Source organism: Pseudophaeobacter sp., assembly GCF_048267565.1.
Classification (GTDB): Bacteria; Pseudomonadota; Alphaproteobacteria; order Rhodobacterales; family Rhodobacteraceae; genus Pseudophaeobacter; species Pseudophaeobacter profundi.
In genome coordinates this window covers 224460-244415 of record NZ_JBLWXG010000001.1, presented here as the reverse complement: position 1 = coordinate 244415, position 19956 = coordinate 224460, and the positions used below count along the sequence as shown (strand labels likewise).

Sequence of the window (19956 nt, the reverse complement as noted above, 5' to 3'; positions counted from 1 at the left end):
ATAGAGGGGCGGAAAACCGCCCGCTTTCATGCCAAAGCAGAGGGCAAGGGACAACAGTTGTGTCCATGTTCACCCAAGGTTATGATCCGTTTCTGATCCATGATCCCTGCAGGCTGCGCCCCTATGCCCCAAGACCCTTCGCACCTTTCCTTCAAACAACGTGCCACCTATTTTTCCAGCAATCTTGCCCTGCGCGGGATTCTGGGCATGGCAGGACTGGTGCCCTATCGCTGGCGTATTCCGCTGATTGGCAAGCTGGTCTCTGCACTTGGGCCGGTGGTTGGCTTTGATCGCAGGGTGCGTGAAAACCTGGCCCTGACCTGCCCCGAACTTGATGAGCCAGAGGTCGCGCGCCTGTGCCGTGAGGTGGGCGATAATGCCGGGCGAATGATCACCGAACTCTATGCTGGAGGGCCCTTTATTACACGGGCAACCGCAGCGCCAATCACCGGGCCGGGGCTAGAGGCACTGGAGGCCGCGCGGGCAGCGGGTCGGCCCGTTATTCTTGTCACCGGTCATTTTGGTAATTATGACGCTGCCCGCGCCGGGCTGATCGCGCGCGGCTTCTCCATGGGGGCGTTGTATCGACGTATGGCGAACCCCTATTTCAACGCCCATTATGTACGTGCCATGGAACGCGTTGGCACGCCGATGTTTGAACAGGGCAAACGCGGCATGGTGGAAATGGTACGCCATCTGAAAAAAGGCGGCATCATTGCGATTGTCGCCGACCTGCATGTGCATGGCGGCGAACTGATTGATTTCTTTGGTAAACCTGCAGTGACCTCAACCGTGCCTGCAGAACTGGCGCTGAAATATGGCGCAGCGCTGATCCCAGTTTATGCGGTGCGGCAGGAAAACGGCCTGGATTTTGAGATCATATTAAACCCTGAAATCGCGCCGAGCGACCCGGTCACAATGACCAAGACGATCTGCGATGACCTCGAAAGCCTGGTCCGGCGGCATATGGGGCAATGGTTCTGGATCCACCGCCGCTGGAAACCCTATGTGCCGCTTCCAAAGAAGCCACAGCCCGACAGCACCATAGAGAAAAATTGAGACGATACAGATCGTTACCGAGATAGGTTAATGCATTGAACCGCAGGCGGCTGGCTTTGGCTCATTGCGCGATCCCTGCCGCAGCCAAAACCGCGCCATAGGGGGCGTTCTGCACCAAAACGGCCCCCGGCAACCCCTTGGCATAGGGCACGGTAAAGACGGCTGCCGCCTGCCCGTCCCAGGTTGCGACCTGACGCAGATCCTCAACGATATTGGCATAGTCGATGCGCCGCCCTGCCAATTCCCCTCGGGTAATATCTACGGTTTTCATGGGGGTATAGCGCAGAACATAGATCGCGACGGGGTGATCTGGCAGGCCCTCCCGCGCGCTCACCGAAAGCGACAGTTCGTCGCCGCGCCGCTGCACCTGCAAGGCAACCGGACGCGCAGTACCGTGTTGCACCGCGATGGCATCTGACAGCGCCATCGCATCGCCGCCCAGGATATCTTTTTGCCCCATCACGACCATCTGCGGGGTATAGATCATCTTGCGTCCCGCTGCATGGGCATAGCCTTTTTGCCGCTGGGTATAGTCGGGGCTGGCAAAAATATCCTTCCAGCCAATGTAATCCCAGTAATCCACGTGCAGCGCCAGCGCGAGGACATCACGCCGCCCGGCCAGCTGCTCTAGCAGCGCATCTGCCGGTGGGCAGGACGAACACCCCTGCGAGGTAAACAATTCCACAACCACTGGTTCGGACACAGAGACGCCCGTCTCTTCGGCCTGGGCCTGCGCCGGAAGGGCAAGGCCGATGGCCAGGGCGAGGGCCGCAAGGGCCGCAAGGGATTTCATGGCTGCTCCATCCTGATCTGAACGCCCCAGAGATACTGCGCCAGGGGCGTAAAGGCCAATCAATCATTCTTGAAGCGGTAAACGGTCAGCGGCCGGTATGCCGCCAAGGCGCAAAGGCACTGACCGACAGAAAACTGTGACCAATCGGCTATTGAATGCCCCCAGTGGCAATGGCAACAATGGGGCAAGTCCCGATCAACAGCTTGCAACTGAACACCAAGGGAGCCAGATATGCCCATCATCGTCGGACAGGACACAGCCAAAACCCGCCGCAGCCTGCGCGCAGGGGACAAGTCGATCTCCTACTACTCTATCCCTGCTGCCAGCGAAGCTGGGCTTGGCGATTTCTCCAAACTCCCCGCCGCGCTCAAGGTGGTACTGGAAAATCTGCTGCGATTTGAAGACGGCGGATTTTCCATCTCGCTTGATGATATCAGGGCCTTTGCAGACTGGGCCGAGAATGGTGGCAAGGCAGCGCGCGAAATCGCCTATCGCCCGGCGCGGGTCTTGATGCAGGATTTCACCGGGGTGCCTGCCGTTGTCGACCTGGCGGCGATGCGCGACGGTATCAAGGCGCTTGGCGGTGATGCGCAAAAGATCAACCCGCTTACCCCGGTGGACCTGGTGATTGACCATTCCGTGATGATCGACGCCTTTGGCACGCCCCGCGCCTTTCAGATGAATGTCGACCGCGAATATGAACGCAACATGGAACGCTACCAGTTCCTGAAGTGGGGCCAAGGTGCCTTTGACAACTTTCGTGTTGTCCCCCCCGGCACCGGGATCTGCCACCAGGTCAATCTGGAATATCTGGCCCAGACCATCTGGAGCGATACCGACCAGAACGGCGAGGACGTCGCCTATCCCGATACGCTTGTAGGGACAGACAGCCATACCACCATGGTGAATGGCATGGCGGTGCTGGGCTGGGGCGTTGGCGGTATCGAGGCCGAAGCCGCAATGCTGGGGCAGCCGATTTCAATGCTGATCCCCGAGGTTGTCGGCTTTGAACTGACAGGCCATATGGTGGAAGGCACCACCGGAACTGATCTGGTGTTAAAAGTGGTCGAAATGCTGCGTGCCAAGGGGGTTGTTGGCAAATTTGTCGAATTCTTTGGCACGGGGCTAGATCACCTGCCCTTGGCTGATCGTGCCACCATTGCCAATATGGCCCCTGAATATGGTGCCACCTGCGGCTTTTTCCCAATCGACGGCGAGACCCTGCGCTATATGGAAAACACCGGCCGCGACAAGGATCGTATCGCCCTGGTCGAAGCCTATGCCAAGGCAAACGGCCTGTGGCGCGATGCCTCTTATGCGCCGATCTACACCGATAGGCTGCACCTTGATATGGGCAGCATTGTGCCGGCCATTTCCGGCCCCAAACGGCCGCAGGACTATACCGCGCTTGATCAGGCATCCAGGGCCTTCCTGAACGTGGTCAACGAATACCGCGGTATCGACACCTCGAATGGGGCGGCGAACATGGCCTCCGAAGGTCCGACCCCTACCGGGTCTTCTGACCTGCGCAAATCCGTCAAGGTCAAGGGCGAGGATTACGAATTGCGCGACGGCTCGGTGGTGATCGCTTCGATAACATCCTGTACCAACACCTCGAATCCCTATGTCATGATCGGTGCCGGGCTGGTGGCGCGCAAGGCGCGCGCACTGGGCCTGGACCGCAAGCCCTGGGTCAAGACTTCACTGGCGCCGGGCTCGCAGGTCGTGTCGTCCTATCTGGACGCCGCCGGTCTGACCGAGGATCTGGACGCCATCGGGTTCAACCTGGTCGGCTATGGCTGCACCACCTGCATCGGCAACTCTGGCCCGATCCAGAAAGAGCTGAGCGAAGCCATCGCCGAGGGCGACCTGATCGCCACCTCTGTGCTCTCCGGCAACCGCAACTTCGAAGGCCGCATCAGCCCCGATGTGCGCGCCAACTACCTGGCCTCGCCGCCGCTGGTGGTGGCATATGCATTGGCGGGCACAATGGATATCGACCTGACGTCTGAACCGATTGCCAAAGGGCAGGATGGTCAGGACGTCTATCTGAAAGACATCTGGCCCTCGACCAAGGAAATCGCCGATCTGGTCGAGACCACCGTCACCCGCCAGGCCTTTGAGGAAAAATATGCCGAGGTCTTTACCGGCGATGAAAAATGGCAGGCGGTAGAAACCACCGAGGCCGAAACCTACGACTGGCCCCCCCAGTCGACCTATATCCAGAACCCGCCCTATTTTCAGGGCATGGGGCAAGAGCCCGGCACCATAGAAAATATCAACAACGCCAAGGTTCTGGCAATCTTGGGCGATATGGTCACTACCGATCACATTTCGCCTGCGGGCAGCTTTGCCACCACCACTCCGGCTGGGCGCTACCTGCTGGAACACGGCGTTCAACCGCGCGAGTTCAACTCTTATGGGTCACGCCGGGGCAACCACGAGGTGATGATGCGCGGCACATTTGCCAATATCCGCATCAAGAACGAAATGCTCACCACCAAGGATGGCACGGTCGAAGGCGGCTATACCAAAGGCCCCGATGGCAGCCAGATGTCGATATTCGACGCCGCAATGGCCTATCAGGACAGCCAAACGCCGCTGGTGATCTTTGGCGGCGCGCAATATGGCGCCGGCTCCAGCCGCGACTGGGCGGCCAAGGGGACGGCCCTGCTTGGGGTCAGGGCGGTCATCGCAGAAAGCTTTGAGCGCATTCACCGCTCGAACCTGGTGGGCATGGGGGTCATTCCCTTTGAATTCACCAATGGCGACACCCGCAAAAGCCTTGGCCTTACAGGTGAGGAAACCATCACTATCCTCGGTCTCGACAGTGTCACGCCACAGCAGCAGCTGCCCTGCGAAATCACCATGGCGGATGGCACGGTCAAGGTGATCCCCCTGAAATGCCGTATCGATACCGCCCCCGAGATCGCCTACATCGAAAACGGCGGCGTGCTGCACTATGTGCTGCGCAACCTGGCCAAATCTGCCTGATCTCAAGCAGCCAGCCAAGCAGACGGGCGCGATTTCTGCGCCCGTCTTTTGCGCAACACAGGATACGCTTATGAAAACCGTTCTGGTCACTGGCGGTGCCTCGGGCATCGGCGCCGCGATTTCTGCGGCTTTCGCCCCCACCTACAACTGCGCCCTGACCTGGTGCCACCGAGCCCCCGCCGCACAAACGCGACAGCAGACCCTGATCATTCAGGCGGATCTCACGCAGGAGGGCAGCGCACAGCAGGTTGTCGACGCTGTCTTGGCGCGGTTTGGCCGCCTTGATGTTATCATCAATAACGCAGGCTCCCTGGCCGCCAGCCCCGTTGCCGAATTTGACGCAGCACAGCAACGGGCGATTCTGGAGCTCAATCTGCTTGCACCAGAGGCGATCCTGGCGGCGGCCCTGCCCCATCTGCAGCCCGGAGCCGCAATTGTCAGTATTTCCTCGGTCAATGCGGTACTGCCGCCAAAGGGCCATGTCACCTATGGCGCCAGCAAGGCCGCACTCAACCTCTGGACCCGCGCAATGGCCAAGGAACTTGGCCCTCGGGGCATTCGCGTCAACGCGGTAGCCCCCGGCGCGGTGAATGTACCCGAAGCACCACGCGATGCAGAATTGACCCGCCGCTTTACCGATGAAACAGCGCTTGGCCAACTGGCGACCCCCAGCGACATCGCGGCCGCAGTCACTTTCCTCGCCTCAGATGCCGCCCGCGCAATCACCGGAGAAATCCTTACCGTATCCGGCGGCTACCGCCTGTGACCGCTGCACAGCCCCTGTGGATCGCTGCGCAATTGCCGACAGCATCCTGATCCGGCAGGGTAAGACAATGAAACAGATAGAAACCATCCGGGGCTATCATGCCCATGTCTATTTCGAGGCCGAGAGCTTAGAAATAGCCAAAGCCCTGTGTACCAAAGCTGCCGAACTGTTTGGCGTCAAAATGGGGCATCTGCATGAACGCCCCGTAGGGCCTCACCCGATGGGGTCTTGTCAAATGGGCGCAACACCTGCGCAATTTTCCCAACTGCTGCCCTGGCTAGCCCTGAACCGCCAGGGATTGATCGTTTTTGCCCATCCCGAAACAGGCCAGGAACTTGCTGATCACCGCGACCATGGCATCTGGCTCGGCACCGGGTTGACGCTCGACCTGTCGATCTTTGCCTGACGCCGCCGTTTCGCAGGGAACCAAAGCTTTGCCACCAACAGGACAATCAATCGTGACGATTGCCGCTACTGGCCGCGGGCTTTTTCGATCGCAGGGCCGAGGGTGCTTTCGATAACCCGCTGGGTCACAGGGCCCGCAAAGCGCAGGATGATCTTGCCCTCGCCATCCACTACATAGGTTTCCGGCACGCCGTAGACCCCCCAATCCAGCGCCATGCGCCCCTGTTCATCGCGTCCGATCGCGGCATAGGGGTTCCCCAGCTCTTGCAGGAAACCTTCAGCGTTTTGCAGCTGGTCCTTGTAGTTGACCCCGTAGATCTTGATCCCGGACTCAGCCAAAGCAGTCAGACTGGGATGTTCCACCCGGCAAGGGGCGCACCAGCTGGCCCAGTAGTTGACCAGCTTAACCTCTCCATCGCGCAGGGTTGCGTCGTCGAACAGCGGCTTGTCGGCAAATTGGGTCAACACCACGGGCGGTGCCTGCTGCCCCTCGCGGGCCGAAGGCAGGCTATCGGGATCATCACGGTACATGCCGACCACAGCCAAGCCAACAAAGCTGGCAAAGACCGCCACTGGCAAAACCATCAAAGGGGAAACCTTAGCCATCGCGCCGCATCCTTTGTTCCAGATCTTCCATGATGCGCCGCACCCGCTTGCCGCGCCACAGGGTCAGGACCACCAGCACCCCCAACAACAGAAGTGAGGCCGCATAGGCCGACAGTACTGTCTCGCCATATTTTCCAAGATCAGGCCACATGATCAGGCCTCCTGCCGTTGCCGCGCCAAAAGCGCCTTGATGCGCCGGGCACGAATTTCAGTCCCGGTGCGGTAAAACACCAGCGCAAGAAAGAACAGAGCAAACCCCGCCATGCAGACATAGAGCGGGTTGGAAAAGGCATCCGCGACGTTCTCTTTTTCATCCAGCGACAGCGACGCCCCCTGATGCAGACCTTGGTTCCAGAAATTCACCGCATAGCGGCTGAGCACCGCAAAGACCGTGCCCACAAGGCACAGAATTGCTGTCAGATCGGCTGCCGTATCGGGGTTATCAATCGCTTCCCACAGGGCGATATAGCCGAGGTAAAACAAAAACAGCACCAGGAAAGAGGTCAGCCGTGGATCCCAGGCCCACCAGGTGCCCCACATCGGTTGACCCCAGATAGCCCCGGTGGCCAGCGCGATCAATGTCATCACAATGCCCACAGGGGCAGCGGCCTTGGCAGCCAGCGCACTGACGTGATGGCGGCGCACGACCCAGATCAGCGAGGCCACCAACATCATGAACCAGGCATTGATCGCCATCAGGGCGGCGGGCACATGCAAAAAGATGATCTTGACCGTTGACCCCTGACGATAGTCATCCGGGGTGAAAAAGAACCCCCAGATCAGCCCGACCGAGATCAACACCCCCGAGCTAAGCCAAAGCACCGGCATCACCCGTTCTGAGCTTTGCAGGAATTTTCGCGGATTGGCATATTCCCAGATCGACATATTGGCTCTTTCGTTTGGTCAGTGTGTTTCGTGAAATCGCTAGCGCAGATTGATACGCAAAACTGCAGCACTGGCAAAGGGCATCAGGGCAATAACCCCGGCGGAAATCCCCGCAAGCATCAGCAAAGGCGTCTCGACCCCCATGCCCATGGCACCGCGCCGGGCAGCCTCGGCGCCAAAGATCAGCGTCGGCACATAGAGCGGCATCACCAAGAGCGACAGCAGCAGCCCGCCGCGCTTCAGCCCCACTGTCAACGCCGCGCCAAAGGTCCCAATCACCGACAGCGCCGGCGTCCCCAACAAAAGCGAGACCACCAGCCAGCGATACCCGTCCAGCGGCAGGTTCAGCAAGACCCCCAGCAGTGGTGCGGCCAAAACCAGCGGCAATCCGGTGGTGATCCAATGGGCCAGCGCCTTGATGCTGATAACCGCTTCCAGCGGCAGCGGCGCGGTGGCCAGCAGATCGAGAGACCCATCTTCCCAGTCCAGCGCCAGCAGACGGTCGAGCGACAACAGGCAGGACAACAGCGCCCCCAGCCACAACACGCCCGGCGCAATCCGCGCCAAAAGATCCGATTGCGGCCCCACTGCAAAGGGCACCAATACGGTGACGATCAGGAAAAAGGCCAGCCCCAGCCCAAAGCCGCCGCCCGCCCGCACCGCCAGGCGCAGATCCCGTATCAACAGCGCCATCATAGGAAGGCCCCGTCGAAATCATCCAGCGCCAGCGGCTTGGCCCGATACGGCCCAAGATCCAGAACATCTGCCGCAAGCCCAAGGTCGATATGGGTAGCAATCAGCGCCAACCCGCCGCTGGCCAAATGCGCCTGCACGGCCGCCGCAAACAGCGCCACCGAAGCCTGGTCCAGGCTTACCGTGGGTTCATCCATCACCCAGATTGGCCGCCCGGTCACCAGCATCCGCGACAGGCCCAGACGGCGTTTCTGCCCGGCAGACAGCGTCCCGGCAGGACGGTCATGCAGCGCCGTCAAATCATAGGCCGCAAGCGCCGCCTCGATAGAGCGGGTGCCAAAAACACTGGCCCAGAACTGCAGGTTCTCTGTCACCGTCAAGGCGGACTTCAGACCATCGGAATGGGCCGAATAGGCGATCCGGTCTTCGCCACCGCGCACCTCGCCCCCCAGCGGTGGCTGCAACCCGGCGATACTGCGTAGCAGGGTTGTCTTGCCAATTCCATTGGGGCCACGCAGGATCAACGCCCCACCGGGGCGCAGTATGAAACTCACCCCTTCCAGCACCGGCAGGCCGCCACGGGCAATGCACAGATCTGATACATTCAATGTCATGAATACAGGCTTACCCTATTGTTTGGGGGCACAAAAGTCACAAACCACCATCGCGCACCTTGCGCCAGATCAATTCAAACGATCCAGTGCCATGGACCTGTGATACAGGCCAGTTAGACAGGCAGAACGGCAAGCGCAATCCGTCGGCCCTCTGACAGCAGGACATTATAGGTCCGGCAGGCTGCAGGAGAGTTCATCACCTCGACCCCGACGCCCACGCCTTCCAGCGCGCTACGCAGCGCGGCGGGGATATGGGCGATCTCGGCGCCGGTGCCGACCAGCAACACATCCACCTGCCCCTCAAGGGCCAGCAAGCCCGCGTCATCCTCATAGCCAGCCCAGGGGGCAAGCGAGGTGGCGGTGACCAGCAGCGCGCCTTCATGCACTTCTCCGCCGACGCGGAAAAAACCAGGACCATAGCCATCAATCGGTCTCGCTTCGCTAAAGGTCACTTCATTCAGCTGCATGGAAACCCCTTTCATTCGGCGGCCCGCAGGCGGCGCATTTCGCAGGCCCCTAGCACGGAGCAATCAATGCCATGCCTATCACCAAACAGCCAATCGAGGCGAGCCTGTCTTGGCTGTTTTTTGACGCGACGATGTGACCTATGCGACCCACCAAAACGTAAAAAGCCGCGGAACAGATCCGCGGCTTCATCCTGGTTACTCGAAACGCTGGCCTGGGGCCCTAGGCATCGACATTGGCAAACTGGTTGCCTGCGGTATTGCTTGGCTTGCTCCAGTCGCGTTTGACGCCCAGCCACAGCAAAATGGTCGAGGCCACAAAGATCGACGAATAGGTGCCGACGATGACACCCCAGATCATCGCAAAAACAAAGCCGCGAATCACATCCCCCCCCAGCACATAGAGCGAGATGAGCGCCAGCAGGGTGGTGACCGAGGTCATCACCGTCCGGCTAAGGGTTTCATTGATCGACAGGTTCAGAACCTCGGCCAGATCCTTCTTTTTGTAGCGGCGCAGGTTTTCACGCACCCGGTCAAACACCACAACCGTATCGTTGAGCGAGTAGCCCACGATGGTCAGCAGGGCGGCGATGATTGCGAGGTCGAATTTGATCTGCAATTCGGAAAACACCCCAATGGTCAGCACCACGTCATGCACCAGGGCCACAACCGCGCCCAGGGCAAACTGCCATTCAAAGCGCAGCCAGATGTAGATCAGAACCGCGCCAATCGCCAGCACCACCGCCAAGACGGCAGTTTGCACCAGCTCGCCGGAAACCTTGGGGCCGACAGATTCGACCGAAACAAATTTGATGCCCGGCGCCACCGCATCCAGCGCCGCTTGCAGCGACTGGATCACCTCGCCTGAAATTGCCTCACCATCGGCCTGGGCCTGAATGCGGATCATGGCAACGTGCTGGTCTTCCTCGAAGGTCGGGTCAAACACCTCTGTGATCGAGACATCGCCCAGTTCCAGCGGCGCAATGGCATCGCGGTATTGGCCTACATCAATTGCCGTGCTGCTTTCGCTTCGCACTGTGGTGCCACCGCGAAAATCGATGCCAAAGTTCAGCCCCTGCAGGCCAAAGGACGCCAGCCCGACAAGCATCATAAGGGCAGAAATACCCAGCCAGATCTTCCACTTACTGAAGAAATCGAATGAGGTTCCCTCGGGTACAAGTTTCAACCGCATGATTACACCTCAATCTGTTTGGGACGACGACGTTCAAACCACATCACAATCATCAACCGGGTCACAAAGATCGCGGTAAAGACCGAGGTCAAAATGCCCAGTCCCAGCGTGATCGCAAAGCCGCGCACCGGACCAGAGCCCATGGCGAACAGGATCACGGCGGTGATGAATGTGGTGACATTGGCGTCCAGAATAGCGCTCAGCGCCTTGGAGTAGCCTTCGTCAATGGCGCGGGCCGGGCCACGACCTGCCTTCAGCTCTTCGCGGATCCGTTCAAAGATCAGCACATTGGCGTCCACCGCCATACCAACCGTCAACACGATCCCGGCGATCCCCGGCAGTGTCAGCGTAGCGCCAATCAGACTAAGGAAGCCAAAGATCAGCGCCACGTTCAGCACCAATGCCACATTGGCAAAGATGCCAAACAGTCCATAGCTCAGCGCCATGAAGACCAGAACGCCGATAAAGGCGACGATCGTCGCAACCTTGCCGGCATCAATGCTGTCCTGGCCAAGTTCTGGGCCGATGGTACGCTCTTCCAGGAATTCCAGCCCCGCAGGCAGGGCACCTGCGCGCAGCAGGATGGCCAGATGGGTGCTTTCCTCGATGGTGAAATTGCCGGTGATGATGCCGGACCCACCTGGGATATGCGACTGGATCACCGGGGCCGAGACCACCTCGTCATCCAGTACAATCGCAAAGGGAGAGCCGATGTTTTCTGCCGTGTAATCACCAAACTTGCGCGCACCAGAGGTGTTGAACCGGAAATTCACCGCCGGGCGACCGTTCTGGTCAAAGGCAGGCTGTGCGTCGACAAGCTGTTCGCCGGTGACCACAGGTGCTGCTTCGACCGTGTAATAGGTGCCTGGTTCATCCAGTGACGGGATCACCTTATTGCCTACACCCGCCGCCGCATCCGCGTCAGATCCGCGACCGACAACCGGGTTAAAGGTCAGCTGCGCAGTGGTGCCGATAATCGCCTTCAGCTCAGAGGCCGATCCAATGCCGGGCACCTGGATCAGGATCCGATCTGCACCTTGACGCTGAATGGTGGGTTCACGAGTGCCGACCTCGTCGATCCGGCGACGCACGATTTCCAGCGACTGGCGCACGGTACGATCATCGGATGCCAGGCGCTCTGCTTCCGACAGTTCCACGGTGATCAGGTCGCCGCTTCCCGAGACAGTGATATCGGAGGCCCCGGCCCCGGTCAGCGTGGTGATCGGGTTAGCTAGGCCACGCAGGATCTGCAGCGCCCGGCTCATGCCGTCGGGTTTAGAGATCTTCAGGCGAATCTGCCCGTCCGGTGCTTGCTGGCGGCGAAAGCTGCCAACCGTGTCGCGCTCGGGGCGCAGCGCATCGCGCACTTCAGGCCAGAGCGCATCCATACGCGCGGCATAGACATCCGCCACTTTGACTTCGGCCAGCAGATGCGCGCCACCGCGCAGATCGAGGCCAAGGTTCACCAAGGATGACGGAAGGTAAGATGGCCATTGCGCCACGACCTCTTGCCGTTCGGGGCTGTCACCTTTGGCGATAATTTCTGCTGCAGCATCGTTTGACTGCTCGACGCGGGTATAAAACCCATTTGGCAGGGCAAGCAAAAGGCCGGTCACACAGACCAGCCAGATGAGAACCCTTTTCCAGAGATCAATTTGAAGCATTGCCCTGCCTTTTCAGTTTGTTAAAGGGGGCTTATTAAGCTGCCGGCTCGGTCTTGGTCAGAACCTGGGCAATGGTGGATTTCACCACCCGTACCTTGACGCCTTCGGCCAGTTCAACTTCGACTTCGTTGTCGTCCTTGACCTTGGCAATCTTGCCAATCAGGCCACCCTGGGTGACCACCTGATCACCACGACGCACATTAGACACCATGGTCTGGTGCTCTTTCATCTTTTTCTGCTGCGGACGGATCAGCAGGAAATACATGATCGCAAAGATCAGAATAAGCGGGAGGAACTGGCCAATCTGGTTCATATCCAAGGGGGGTTTTCCTTTTGTCTATTCAGCGCCCCTATCGGGCTGGCTGTTAATTTGGCGCGAACCTATGCGCTCGCCCCCTGCAATGCAAGGCAGCGGCAAAGCCGGGACTGGACAGAACCCGCGTTTTTGGGACTTGCGACAACAATTCCTGCCTTTTACCCGCCGCTCTGGCCCTGGGCTCTTCCTCTTTGGCACCACCTACGGCATAGGTTGGCTATTGATTCAAAAAACCGTCGAGGAGCCGACACCATGCATGACATCCGTGCAATTCGCGAGAATCCATCCGCTTTTGACGCCGCTTTGGCGCGGCGTGGCGATGCCGGTGTGTCCTCCCAGATCCTGGAACTGGACGAGGCGCGCCGCGCCAAGATCCAGGCTGCCGAAGAGGCCCAGGCGGCACAGAACAAGGCGGCAAAGGAAATCGGTGCCGCCAAGGCCAAGGGCGACACTGAAACCTTTGAACGCCTGCGCGCCGAAGTCGCCGAGAAAAAGGCCATGGTTGCCGCCCTGCAGGCCGAAGCCAAAGAGCTGGTGGCCAAGCAGACAGACATGCTGGCCCGGATTGCCAATCTGCCCGCCGATGATGTGCCTGATGGCGCTGATGAAGATGACAATGTCGAAGTGAACCGCTGGGGCACCCCGCGGGAATTGGATTTCACCCCCAAGGAACATTTTGAAATCAAAGGCGTTGTCGGCGCGATGGATTTTGAAACAGCCGCCAAGACCTCTGGCGCGCGCTTTGTTTTCCTTAAAGGCGGCGTTGCCCGCATTCATCGTGCCCTGGCTCAGTTCATGGTCGATACCCATGTGGACGAAAATGGCCTGACCGAGGTGCAGACCCCGGTGCTGGTGCGCGATGAAGCAATGTATGGCACCGATAAGCTGCCCAAGTTTGGCGATGACAGCTATCAAACCACCAATGGCTGGTGGCTGGTGCCAACCTCCGAGGTCACGCTGACCTATTCGGTGGCTGGTGACGTTCTGGAGGCCAGCGACCTGCCAATCCGCATGACCGCCCATACCCAGTGCTTCCGCTCCGAAGCGGGTTCGGCGGGCCGTGACACATCCGGCATGCTGCGCCAGCACCAGTTTGAAAAGGTCGAGATGGTTTCGATCACCCACCCAGAGGAATCGGACGCCGAGCAAAAGCGCATGCTGCGTTGCGCCGAAGGCCTGCTGGAAAAACTGGGCGTGCCCTATCGCACAGTGGTGCTCTGCACTGGTGACATGGGCTTTGGTGCGCGGCGCACTTATGACATCGAAGCCTGGCTGCCCGGACAGGATACCTACCGCGAGATCTCCTCGGTCTCCACCACCGGGGCCTTTCAGGCGCGCCGCATGAACGCGCGGTTCCGTCCGGCGGATGGTGGCAAGCCAGAGTTCGTGCATAGCCTCAATGGTTCTGGTCTGGCGGTGGGGCGCTGCCTGATTGCCGTGCTGGAAAACGGCCAACAAGCGGATGGCTCTGTCATCCTGCCAGAGGTGCTGGCCCCATATCTGCGAAACAAACTGACCCTCACCGCCGAGGGCGATCTGGTTTGAACCAGGCGCGCTGATGCTGTGGTGGAAACGCACCCCACCTGGATAAAATATCAAAGCCGAGGGCCCCGAAATGGCCCTCGGCTTTGCCTTTCCCCCCTATGCAAAGGGGGGGTGGTCCGGTTGAAATCTGGAAAAACTGCCAAGCAGGCGCTGGCGCGGCGGCCCTGCATCAGGGCGCTATTTCTTTGATTTCTTTTTGCTTGCCGATTTGGACCCGGATTTGGATTTATTGTCCTTTTCGTTGGGTTTGTCCTTCGCCTTGCGCTCCAGCTCGGCCAGGGCAGCCTTGGCATTGGCTTTCTCTTGCTCGATTGCGCGGCGCGCGTCGGCCTTCACTTTTTTCGCCTTGGCACGGGCCTTTTCCTTGGCCTCAGCAAACTCCGCCATCAGGCTTTCGGCCTTGCGCGCAGCCTTCTTTGCCTTTGCCTTGGCCTTGGCAGCCTTTTGCTCGGCTGCAACGCGCCCCGCTTCGGCTGCTGCAAGGGCTGCGCCTAGATCTTCGTCGCTTGACGGTTGCGGTGCCTTGGCCGGTGTTTCCGCCCTCGCTGCCGGTTTTGCCACCTTTCCCCCGGCGCCGGGCTGCACCAGGCTATCGGCTGCCGAATGCACCTCAGCCGCCTGTTTCAATCGCGCCGCACGGGCTGCTCCAATGCCGGGAACGGCTGTCAGGCTTGCCAGAGGGGCTGACAACACCGCGTCGATTGAGGCCAGCCCATGGTCCTGCAAGGTCTTCGCCAAAGCCGGGCCAACCCCGGACAAATTAGTCACATCGCGCATCGTTGCGGTACTCCTCATTGAAAATTAGCCTTCCCCGCCCCGCTGGACGATCTGTTCGCCGGTTGATCACGCTGGAAAAGGAACCAACCGTTTGCTCTCTTCATCCCAGAGCTTGAGCGACAGCGCATGCAGCGCCTCGCCAAACTTGATCCGCCGCAGCGCATATTCCGCAGGCAGCCCGTAGTGGCATTCCCGCAAGCGATAGCAGGGGATGCGGGCGTTGAAATGGTGAATGTCATGCAGCGTGATATTGGCCACGGCGAAGTCGAAGAACCAACCAAAATCCAAACAGGAAGAGCCCTGCAAGGCCGCCTCTGCCGGGTTCAGATCTGGCCGTCGATCCCAGTATGTGTCTTCGAAATTATGTTGCAGATAGACCAGAAACACTCCGATCATGCCACCAAGAAAGGAAAAGCCAAACCAGATCACCACCCCCTGCTTGCCCGCCAGCTGGTACAACAGGACAAGCAGCAGCCCGATGACGATATTGTGCAGGATCACACCAAGGGCGCCAAACTGGCCGCTGTTCTTGGGCCAGCGATAGCGAATGAAATAGGTGAAAGCGGCCCCCAGTGGCACCAACACCACGGGATTGCGATAGAGCCGATAGCACAGCCGCTGCCAGACGCCCGCCCGCTGCCATTCTGCCAGGGTCATGGTATGGATCTCACCGGTCTCGCGGTGTTCCAGATTGCCGATATTGGCATGATGCAGGTTGTGATTCTGCTTCATCACCTCAAAGGGCGCAAAGGTGAAGGGCGACAACAGATGGCCCGCCAATTCATTCTGGCGCCGGGTTTCAAACAGGGAATGGTGACCGGTGTCATGCTGCAGCACATAGAGCCGCACCGCGGCAAAAGCAAAGACCACCCCGGCAGGCAGCAGCACATACCAGGTGGATGCAAAGCGGATCGCCAGGAATAACGCGGCAAAATAAACCGCAAAGGTGCCCAGAAAATTGCAGAGCGCCCATCGGTTGTCTGACTGGGCATAGCGCCGGGTATAGGTTCTCAGATCCATGCGGCCCTCATAAATATTCATTGTAACGCCTGGATAAAAAATGCAGGCGAAGAAATTTCAAAACAGTCGTATCGACGCCCCTGCCCGTCATACCGCCCGGGGCTGGCCCGGCGATGCTCGGCATCAATAGTTAACCTAGCAAAGCAAAAGATTAATTCAATCAACTTTGGGGAGAGCCCACGTCCAGCCCGGTCCTGTGCCAGAAAACAAAAACCCCCCGCACCCAACAAGGGTCCGGGGGACTTTTTCAAATTACAAATACAGGCGCGTTACTGGCCCTGTGCGCGCAGGGTCAGACGCGGCGTCCGGAAATATGTTTGCGCAGCTTGGAGGGCGGTGCCTTTTTGCGCCCCTTAAAGGGGTTCTGATCGTTCTGGCCACGCATGGTCAGACGGATTGGCGTGCCCGGCATGTCAAAATCCTGCCGCAACCCATTGACCAGATAGCGGGTATAGCTCGCAGGGATCTTGTCGGGATGCGAACACATCACCACAAAGCCCGGTGGCCGGGTCTTGGCCTGGGTTATGTACCGCAGCTTGATACGCTTGCCCTGCGGCGCAGGCGGCGGGTGCTGTTCCAACATCCCGGTCAGCCAGCGGTTCAGCGCTGCGGTGGGAATACGCCGGTTCCAGACATCATGCGCCCGCATCACAGCCGCGTGCAGACGGTCCAGCCCCTTGCCGGTCTTGGCCGAAACCGTCACCAGCGGCGCACCGCGCAGCTGCGGCAGCAGCCGGGCAAAGCTTTCCTTGAGGGCGGCGAGCTTTTCTTGCTTGTTGCCCTCTACATCCCATTTGTTGACCGCAACAACCACGGCGCGGCCTTCGCGTTCGGCCAGATCTGCGATCCGCAGGTCCTGCTGCTCAAACGGGATTTCGGCATCCAGCAGGATCACCACCACCTCGGCAAACTTGACCGCACGCAGCCCGTCAGAGACAGATAGCTTTTCCAGCTTTTCCTGCACCTTGGCCTTTTTGCGCATGCCTGCAGTATCAAAGATACGCATTGGCGTGCCGCCCCAGTCAATCTGCAGCGAAATGGCATCGCGGGTGATGCCGGCCTCGGGTCCGGTCAGCAGGCGGTCCTCTCCCAGGATCTTGTTGATCAGCGTTGATTTCCCGGCATTTGGTCGGCCAACCACTGCCACCTGCAGCGGTTTTTCCCGCGTTGGCACCGGCACTGGCGGGGCGGTTTCCGCGTCCCAGTCTGCGTCTTCTTCGATATCGAGATCAACAACGGGCGAATGATCCACCGCATCCGCCTCGAATTGGTCCGCCAGGGGCACCAGCTCCGCATAGAGATCGGTCATGCCTTCGCCGTGTTCGCCGGACAGGCGCAGAGGTTCCCCGAGGCCAAGGCCATAGGCTTCGATCACGCCAGCCTCGGCGGCATTGCCTTCGGCCTTGTTGGCGGCCAGGATCACATGGGCTGATTTGCGGCGCAGGATTTCGGCGAACATCTCGTCCACCGGGGTGACCCCGGTGCGGGCGTCAATCATGAAGAGGCAGATATCCGCCATATCGACCGCCCGCTCGGTCAGGCGCCGCATGCGCCCTTCGAGGGAATTGTCGGTGACATCTTCCAGACCTGCGGTATCAATCACGGTAAAGCGCAGGTCCCCCAGACGGGCTTCGCCTTCGCGCAGATCGCGCGTTACACCGGGCTGGTCATCAACCAGCGCCAGCTTTTTGCCTACAAGGCGATTGAACAGGGTGGACTTGCCCACATTTGGACGGCCCACAATAGCGAGGGTAAAAGACATCGGACCCAACTTTCAGCGTTTGAGACGCGCCCCATAGCGCATCTATGCGGCCACGGCCAGAGCCGATTGCGCATTAGCGATAGGCGAGCAGGTTCCCCTTGCTCGTCACCACGTAAAGAGTATTGCCCACGACGACCGGCGCAGCGGTGGCGCCACCAGGCACTTCGATGCTTCGGATCTGGCTACCATCGCGCGGATCAAAGAACCGCAGCAATCCGTCATTCGACGCGACAACAATCTGCCCACCTGCCAGCACTGGCCCATAGTGGGCGACGATTTCGCTGCGCTTGCCGGGTTTGTCTTTCAGATAGCCCGGCAGGTCAACCGCCCAGAGAGTTTCACCACTGTCAGCGTTCAGTCGCAGCAGCTGGTTGCGGTCGCTGATCTGGAACAGGCTATCGCCCACAGGCCAAACCGGGCCGATCGCGCCCTGCTGTGCAGTCCAGATCCGGTCACCGTTGGCCGTGTCAAAGGCCACGGTACGGCCAGAATGGTTGCCCACATAGGCGCGCTGCCCCACCAGAACCGGGGATCCGGTAACATCGCTGATCCGCGCCAGGGTAGACCCGGTGCGCTGTCCGGCGACAGAGGCGCTCCAACGGCGCAACCCGCCACGGCGGAAGGTCGCCACCAGATCACCAGAGCCAAAGGCAAAGATCACCAGATCCTTGGTCAGCACAGGCGCCGGGGCACCCAGCACATTCGACGGGCTTGGCGCGCCTTCGACCTGCCATGCAATGCGGCCATCCTTGGCATGGACTGCCCAGCCGGTATCATCCCCGGCCACCAGATAAACCAGACCATCGCGCACCCTGGGCTCACCCGAGCCGGTCGCGTCCAGTTCCTGCCGCCAGATCTGTTTGCCACTTGCAGCATCCAGAGCCGTCAACAGCCCATAGCCGGAAGAAATATAAAGTACCCCGTCGGCATAGGCCATACCGCCACCGGTGGCCTGGCCTTCTGAATCCCGTGCGGGCAACAGATCGCTGGCCCAGAGCACCTGCCCCGCCGGCGACACGGCAGAAACCCGCGCGGCGCTGTCCATGGTGTAGATGCGTCCCGCCGCGACAACCGGGCGGGTGGTGATGCGCTGTTTGCGGGAATCACCTGCGCCAATCGGCGCAGACCAGGCCAGCCGCGGCGCGGCCGCCAGGGCTGGGTTCGTGGTGCGGTATTCTGGATTGCCATGCCCCTGCGCCCAGGTGGTATTTGCAACCTGGCGCGGCAGTGAAATCGCCACCGACTGATTGACCACATCTGCGTCAAGCTCGGGCCGGATCGCTTCGCGCTTGCCAGGCAAGATCACCTCTGGCTCGGTGCAGGCTGTCAGCCCAAGCGCCAGGGCGCTGCTGCACAGCAAGACCCGGACCAAAGAAAAGGAGTTAGCTGCCATCATGACCCTGCCCCGTACCCGTTGTTTGTTTCCACAGGATTATCCCTGCGGTTTTCGTTAACCTTCAGATGCTGCGCCTGTGTCCAGCACCCCACCCAGAGCCACAATCACTTGCGACGCCCGCTCTTTCAAGTCTGCAGTGACACCTGCGTCCTCGACAATGCCTTTCAGCCGCGCAAGTGCTGCTTCGGCGTTGCCCTCTTCGATATCCAGCAGCGCCAGCTGTTCTGTCGCCAGCAACGCAAGCGGTGCGCCAGGCTGGGCCAGGGCTTCAAACTGCATGCGCCGCTCGGAAATTTCCAGGCTGTCGTGTTGCAGCCCAAGCGCCTTGAAGCTAGCGACATGACGGTAGATCAGCGGCAGATCCGCATTGACCGCCACCGCCTGAAGACGGGCCACCGCCGCATCTAGCTGATCGGCCTCGGCCAGGGCACCGGCCTGCAGCATCGCCAGAATCGCAGCACCGCCCGGCGTTTCCGCAGACAGCCCAGACAAAGCCGTCGCACGGGCGGCGGCATCGTCATCGGCAGAAAGGGCGGCAATCATGCCATCCCCCAGCGCCTGCGCGGCCGCCTGTTCCTGCGCCTTGGAATATTCACGGTAGGCCGCGCCGCCGACGATCAGCGCCACCGCCAAGCCACCGATCCAGCCATAGCGCTTCAGCATCACGAACAGGCGGTCGCGGCGTACCTCTTCCGTAACCTCATCAATAAAGCTGTCAGTGTCGCTCATGGTATTTGCCCCTGAAGTGCGCACCTGCCCCCCAAACTTGGACCAGACGCAAAATCTCTTTTGCCCCTCATATCCTGCCTGTAGCACCAAGCCAAGTGCCCGATTACGGGGGGAATTGGTGCAAACCGGCACATTTTGGCAATAAATGTGATCTGAACTGTTCCGTTTAGTGTGGACAATACCTAGATGCCCATTATCAAGTCACAGCAGATCTGGCGGGATCTCTGGTGTTTTCTGCACCAGCGCTTTGCTAAACTAAATCCATTTGAAAGGCCT

General features: G+C 59.8%; 20 protein-coding genes. 5 read left to right on the top strand and 15 right to left on the bottom strand.

Annotation, left to right across the window (positions count from 1 at the left end; all coding sequences use genetic code 11):
- Nucleotides 1-123: 123 nt before the first annotated feature.
- On the top strand, nt 124-1059 hold the full coding sequence (locus ACN0VH_RS01190) for a lysophospholipid acyltransferase family protein (protein ID WP_417699202.1): 936 nt from the start codon (nt 124-126) through the stop codon (nt 1057-1059).
- 61 nt (nt 1060-1120) lie between these two features.
- On the opposite strand, the gene ACN0VH_RS01185 is transcribed toward ACN0VH_RS01190, so the two are convergent.
- Complete coding sequence (locus tag ACN0VH_RS01185) at nt 1121-1852, bottom strand: DUF1223 domain-containing protein (protein WP_278922377.1); 732 nt, start codon at nt 1850-1852, stop codon at nt 1121-1123.
- Between the two features lie 231 nt (nt 1853-2083).
- Here ACN0VH_RS01185 and acnA point away from each other — a divergent pair, with 231 nt between their 5' ends.
- The 3 genes from acnA (at nt 2084) to ACN0VH_RS01170 (ending at nt 6018) form a co-directional block, all read left to right on the top strand.
- Nucleotides 2084-4846: an aconitate hydratase AcnA gene (gene acnA / locus ACN0VH_RS01180; RefSeq protein WP_417699201.1), complete on the top strand. Its 2763-nt coding sequence runs from the start codon at nt 2084-2086 to the stop codon at nt 4844-4846.
- Nucleotides 4847-4916: 70 nt separating this feature from the next.
- Nucleotides 4917-5612, top strand: coding sequence for an SDR family NAD(P)-dependent oxidoreductase (locus ACN0VH_RS01175; RefSeq protein WP_417699200.1), 696 nt, complete (start codon nt 4917-4919; stop codon nt 5610-5612).
- A 67-nt stretch (nt 5613-5679) separates the two neighbouring features.
- Complete coding sequence (locus tag ACN0VH_RS01170) at nt 5680-6018, top strand: DOPA 4,5-dioxygenase family protein (protein WP_417699198.1); 339 nt, start codon at nt 5680-5682, stop codon at nt 6016-6018.
- A 65-nt stretch (nt 6019-6083) separates the two neighbouring features.
- On the opposite strand, the gene ACN0VH_RS01165 is transcribed toward ACN0VH_RS01170, so the two are convergent.
- From ACN0VH_RS01165 to yajC, 9 genes are all read right to left on the bottom strand, one after another.
- Nucleotides 6084-6623 (bottom strand): DsbE family thiol:disulfide interchange protein, encoded by a 540-nt coding sequence (locus tag ACN0VH_RS01165; protein WP_278922381.1) that lies wholly within the window; start codon nt 6621-6623, stop codon nt 6084-6086.
- A complete protein-coding gene (gene ccmD / locus ACN0VH_RS01160; RefSeq protein WP_278922382.1) occupies nt 6616-6774 on the bottom strand; it encodes a heme exporter protein CcmD in 159 nt (52 codons plus the stop codon). The genes ACN0VH_RS01165 and ccmD overlap by 8 nt, the downstream gene beginning before the upstream one ends.
- Before the next feature lie 2 nt (nt 6775-6776).
- The gene (locus ACN0VH_RS01155; RefSeq protein ID WP_278922383.1) at nt 6777-7508 is read right to left on the bottom strand and encodes a heme ABC transporter permease; all 732 of its coding nucleotides are present in this window, start codon (nt 7506-7508) and stop codon (nt 6777-6779) included.
- A gap of 39 nt (nt 7509-7547) precedes the next feature.
- The gene (ccmB, locus tag ACN0VH_RS01150) at nt 7548-8204 is read right to left on the bottom strand and encodes a heme exporter protein CcmB (protein ID WP_278922384.1); all 657 of its coding nucleotides are present in this window, start codon (nt 8202-8204) and stop codon (nt 7548-7550) included.
- On the bottom strand, nt 8201-8815 hold the full coding sequence (ccmA, locus tag ACN0VH_RS01145) for a heme ABC exporter ATP-binding protein CcmA (protein ID WP_417699197.1): 615 nt from the start codon (nt 8813-8815) through the stop codon (nt 8201-8203). The genes ccmB and ccmA overlap by 4 nt, the downstream gene beginning before the upstream one ends.
- Before the next feature lie 113 nt (nt 8816-8928).
- A complete protein-coding gene (locus ACN0VH_RS01140) occupies nt 8929-9282 on the bottom strand; it encodes an Mth938-like domain-containing protein (RefSeq protein WP_417699196.1) in 354 nt (117 codons plus the stop codon).
- 220 nt (nt 9283-9502) lie between these two features.
- A complete protein-coding gene (gene secF, locus ACN0VH_RS01135; RefSeq protein ID WP_278922387.1) occupies nt 9503-10471 on the bottom strand; it encodes a protein translocase subunit SecF in 969 nt (322 codons plus the stop codon).
- A 2-nt stretch (nt 10472-10473) separates the two neighbouring features.
- Complete coding sequence (secD, locus tag ACN0VH_RS01130) at nt 10474-12135, bottom strand: protein translocase subunit SecD (RefSeq protein WP_278922388.1); 1662 nt, start codon at nt 12133-12135, stop codon at nt 10474-10476.
- 34 nt (nt 12136-12169) lie between these two features.
- Nucleotides 12170-12448 carry a preprotein translocase subunit YajC gene (yajC, locus tag ACN0VH_RS01125; RefSeq protein ID WP_036785718.1) on the bottom strand — a complete coding sequence of 93 codons (279 nt, stop codon included), beginning with the start codon at nt 12446-12448 and terminating at the stop codon, nt 12170-12172.
- 255 nt (nt 12449-12703) lie between these two features.
- On the opposite strand from yajC, the gene serS reads away from it, so the two are divergent.
- Nucleotides 12704-13996, top strand: coding sequence for a serine--tRNA ligase (serS, locus tag ACN0VH_RS01120; RefSeq protein WP_278922389.1), 1293 nt, complete (start codon nt 12704-12706; stop codon nt 13994-13996).
- Nucleotides 13997-14173: 177 nt separating this feature from the next.
- Here serS and ACN0VH_RS01115 read toward each other — a convergent pair whose 3' ends face one another.
- The 5 genes from ACN0VH_RS01115 to ACN0VH_RS01095 form a co-directional block, all read right to left on the bottom strand.
- Nucleotides 14174-14773 (bottom strand): helix-hairpin-helix domain-containing protein, encoded by a 600-nt coding sequence (locus ACN0VH_RS01115; RefSeq protein WP_417699192.1) that lies wholly within the window; start codon nt 14771-14773, stop codon nt 14174-14176.
- 66 nt (nt 14774-14839) lie between these two features.
- A complete protein-coding gene (locus ACN0VH_RS01110) occupies nt 14840-15793 on the bottom strand; it encodes a fatty acid desaturase (RefSeq protein WP_278922391.1) in 954 nt (317 codons plus the stop codon).
- 292 nt (nt 15794-16085) lie between these two features.
- Nucleotides 16086-17555: a ribosome biogenesis GTPase Der gene (gene der, locus ACN0VH_RS01105; protein ID WP_417699191.1), complete on the bottom strand. Its 1470-nt coding sequence runs from the start codon at nt 17553-17555 to the stop codon at nt 16086-16088.
- 73 nt (nt 17556-17628) lie between these two features.
- A complete protein-coding gene (locus tag ACN0VH_RS01100; protein ID WP_417699189.1) occupies nt 17629-18951 on the bottom strand; it encodes a PQQ-like beta-propeller repeat protein in 1323 nt (440 codons plus the stop codon).
- A gap of 54 nt (nt 18952-19005) precedes the next feature.
- The gene (locus ACN0VH_RS01095) at nt 19006-19680 is read right to left on the bottom strand and encodes a hypothetical protein (RefSeq protein ID WP_278922394.1); all 675 of its coding nucleotides are present in this window, start codon (nt 19678-19680) and stop codon (nt 19006-19008) included.
- Nucleotides 19681-19956 lie beyond the last annotated feature (276 nt).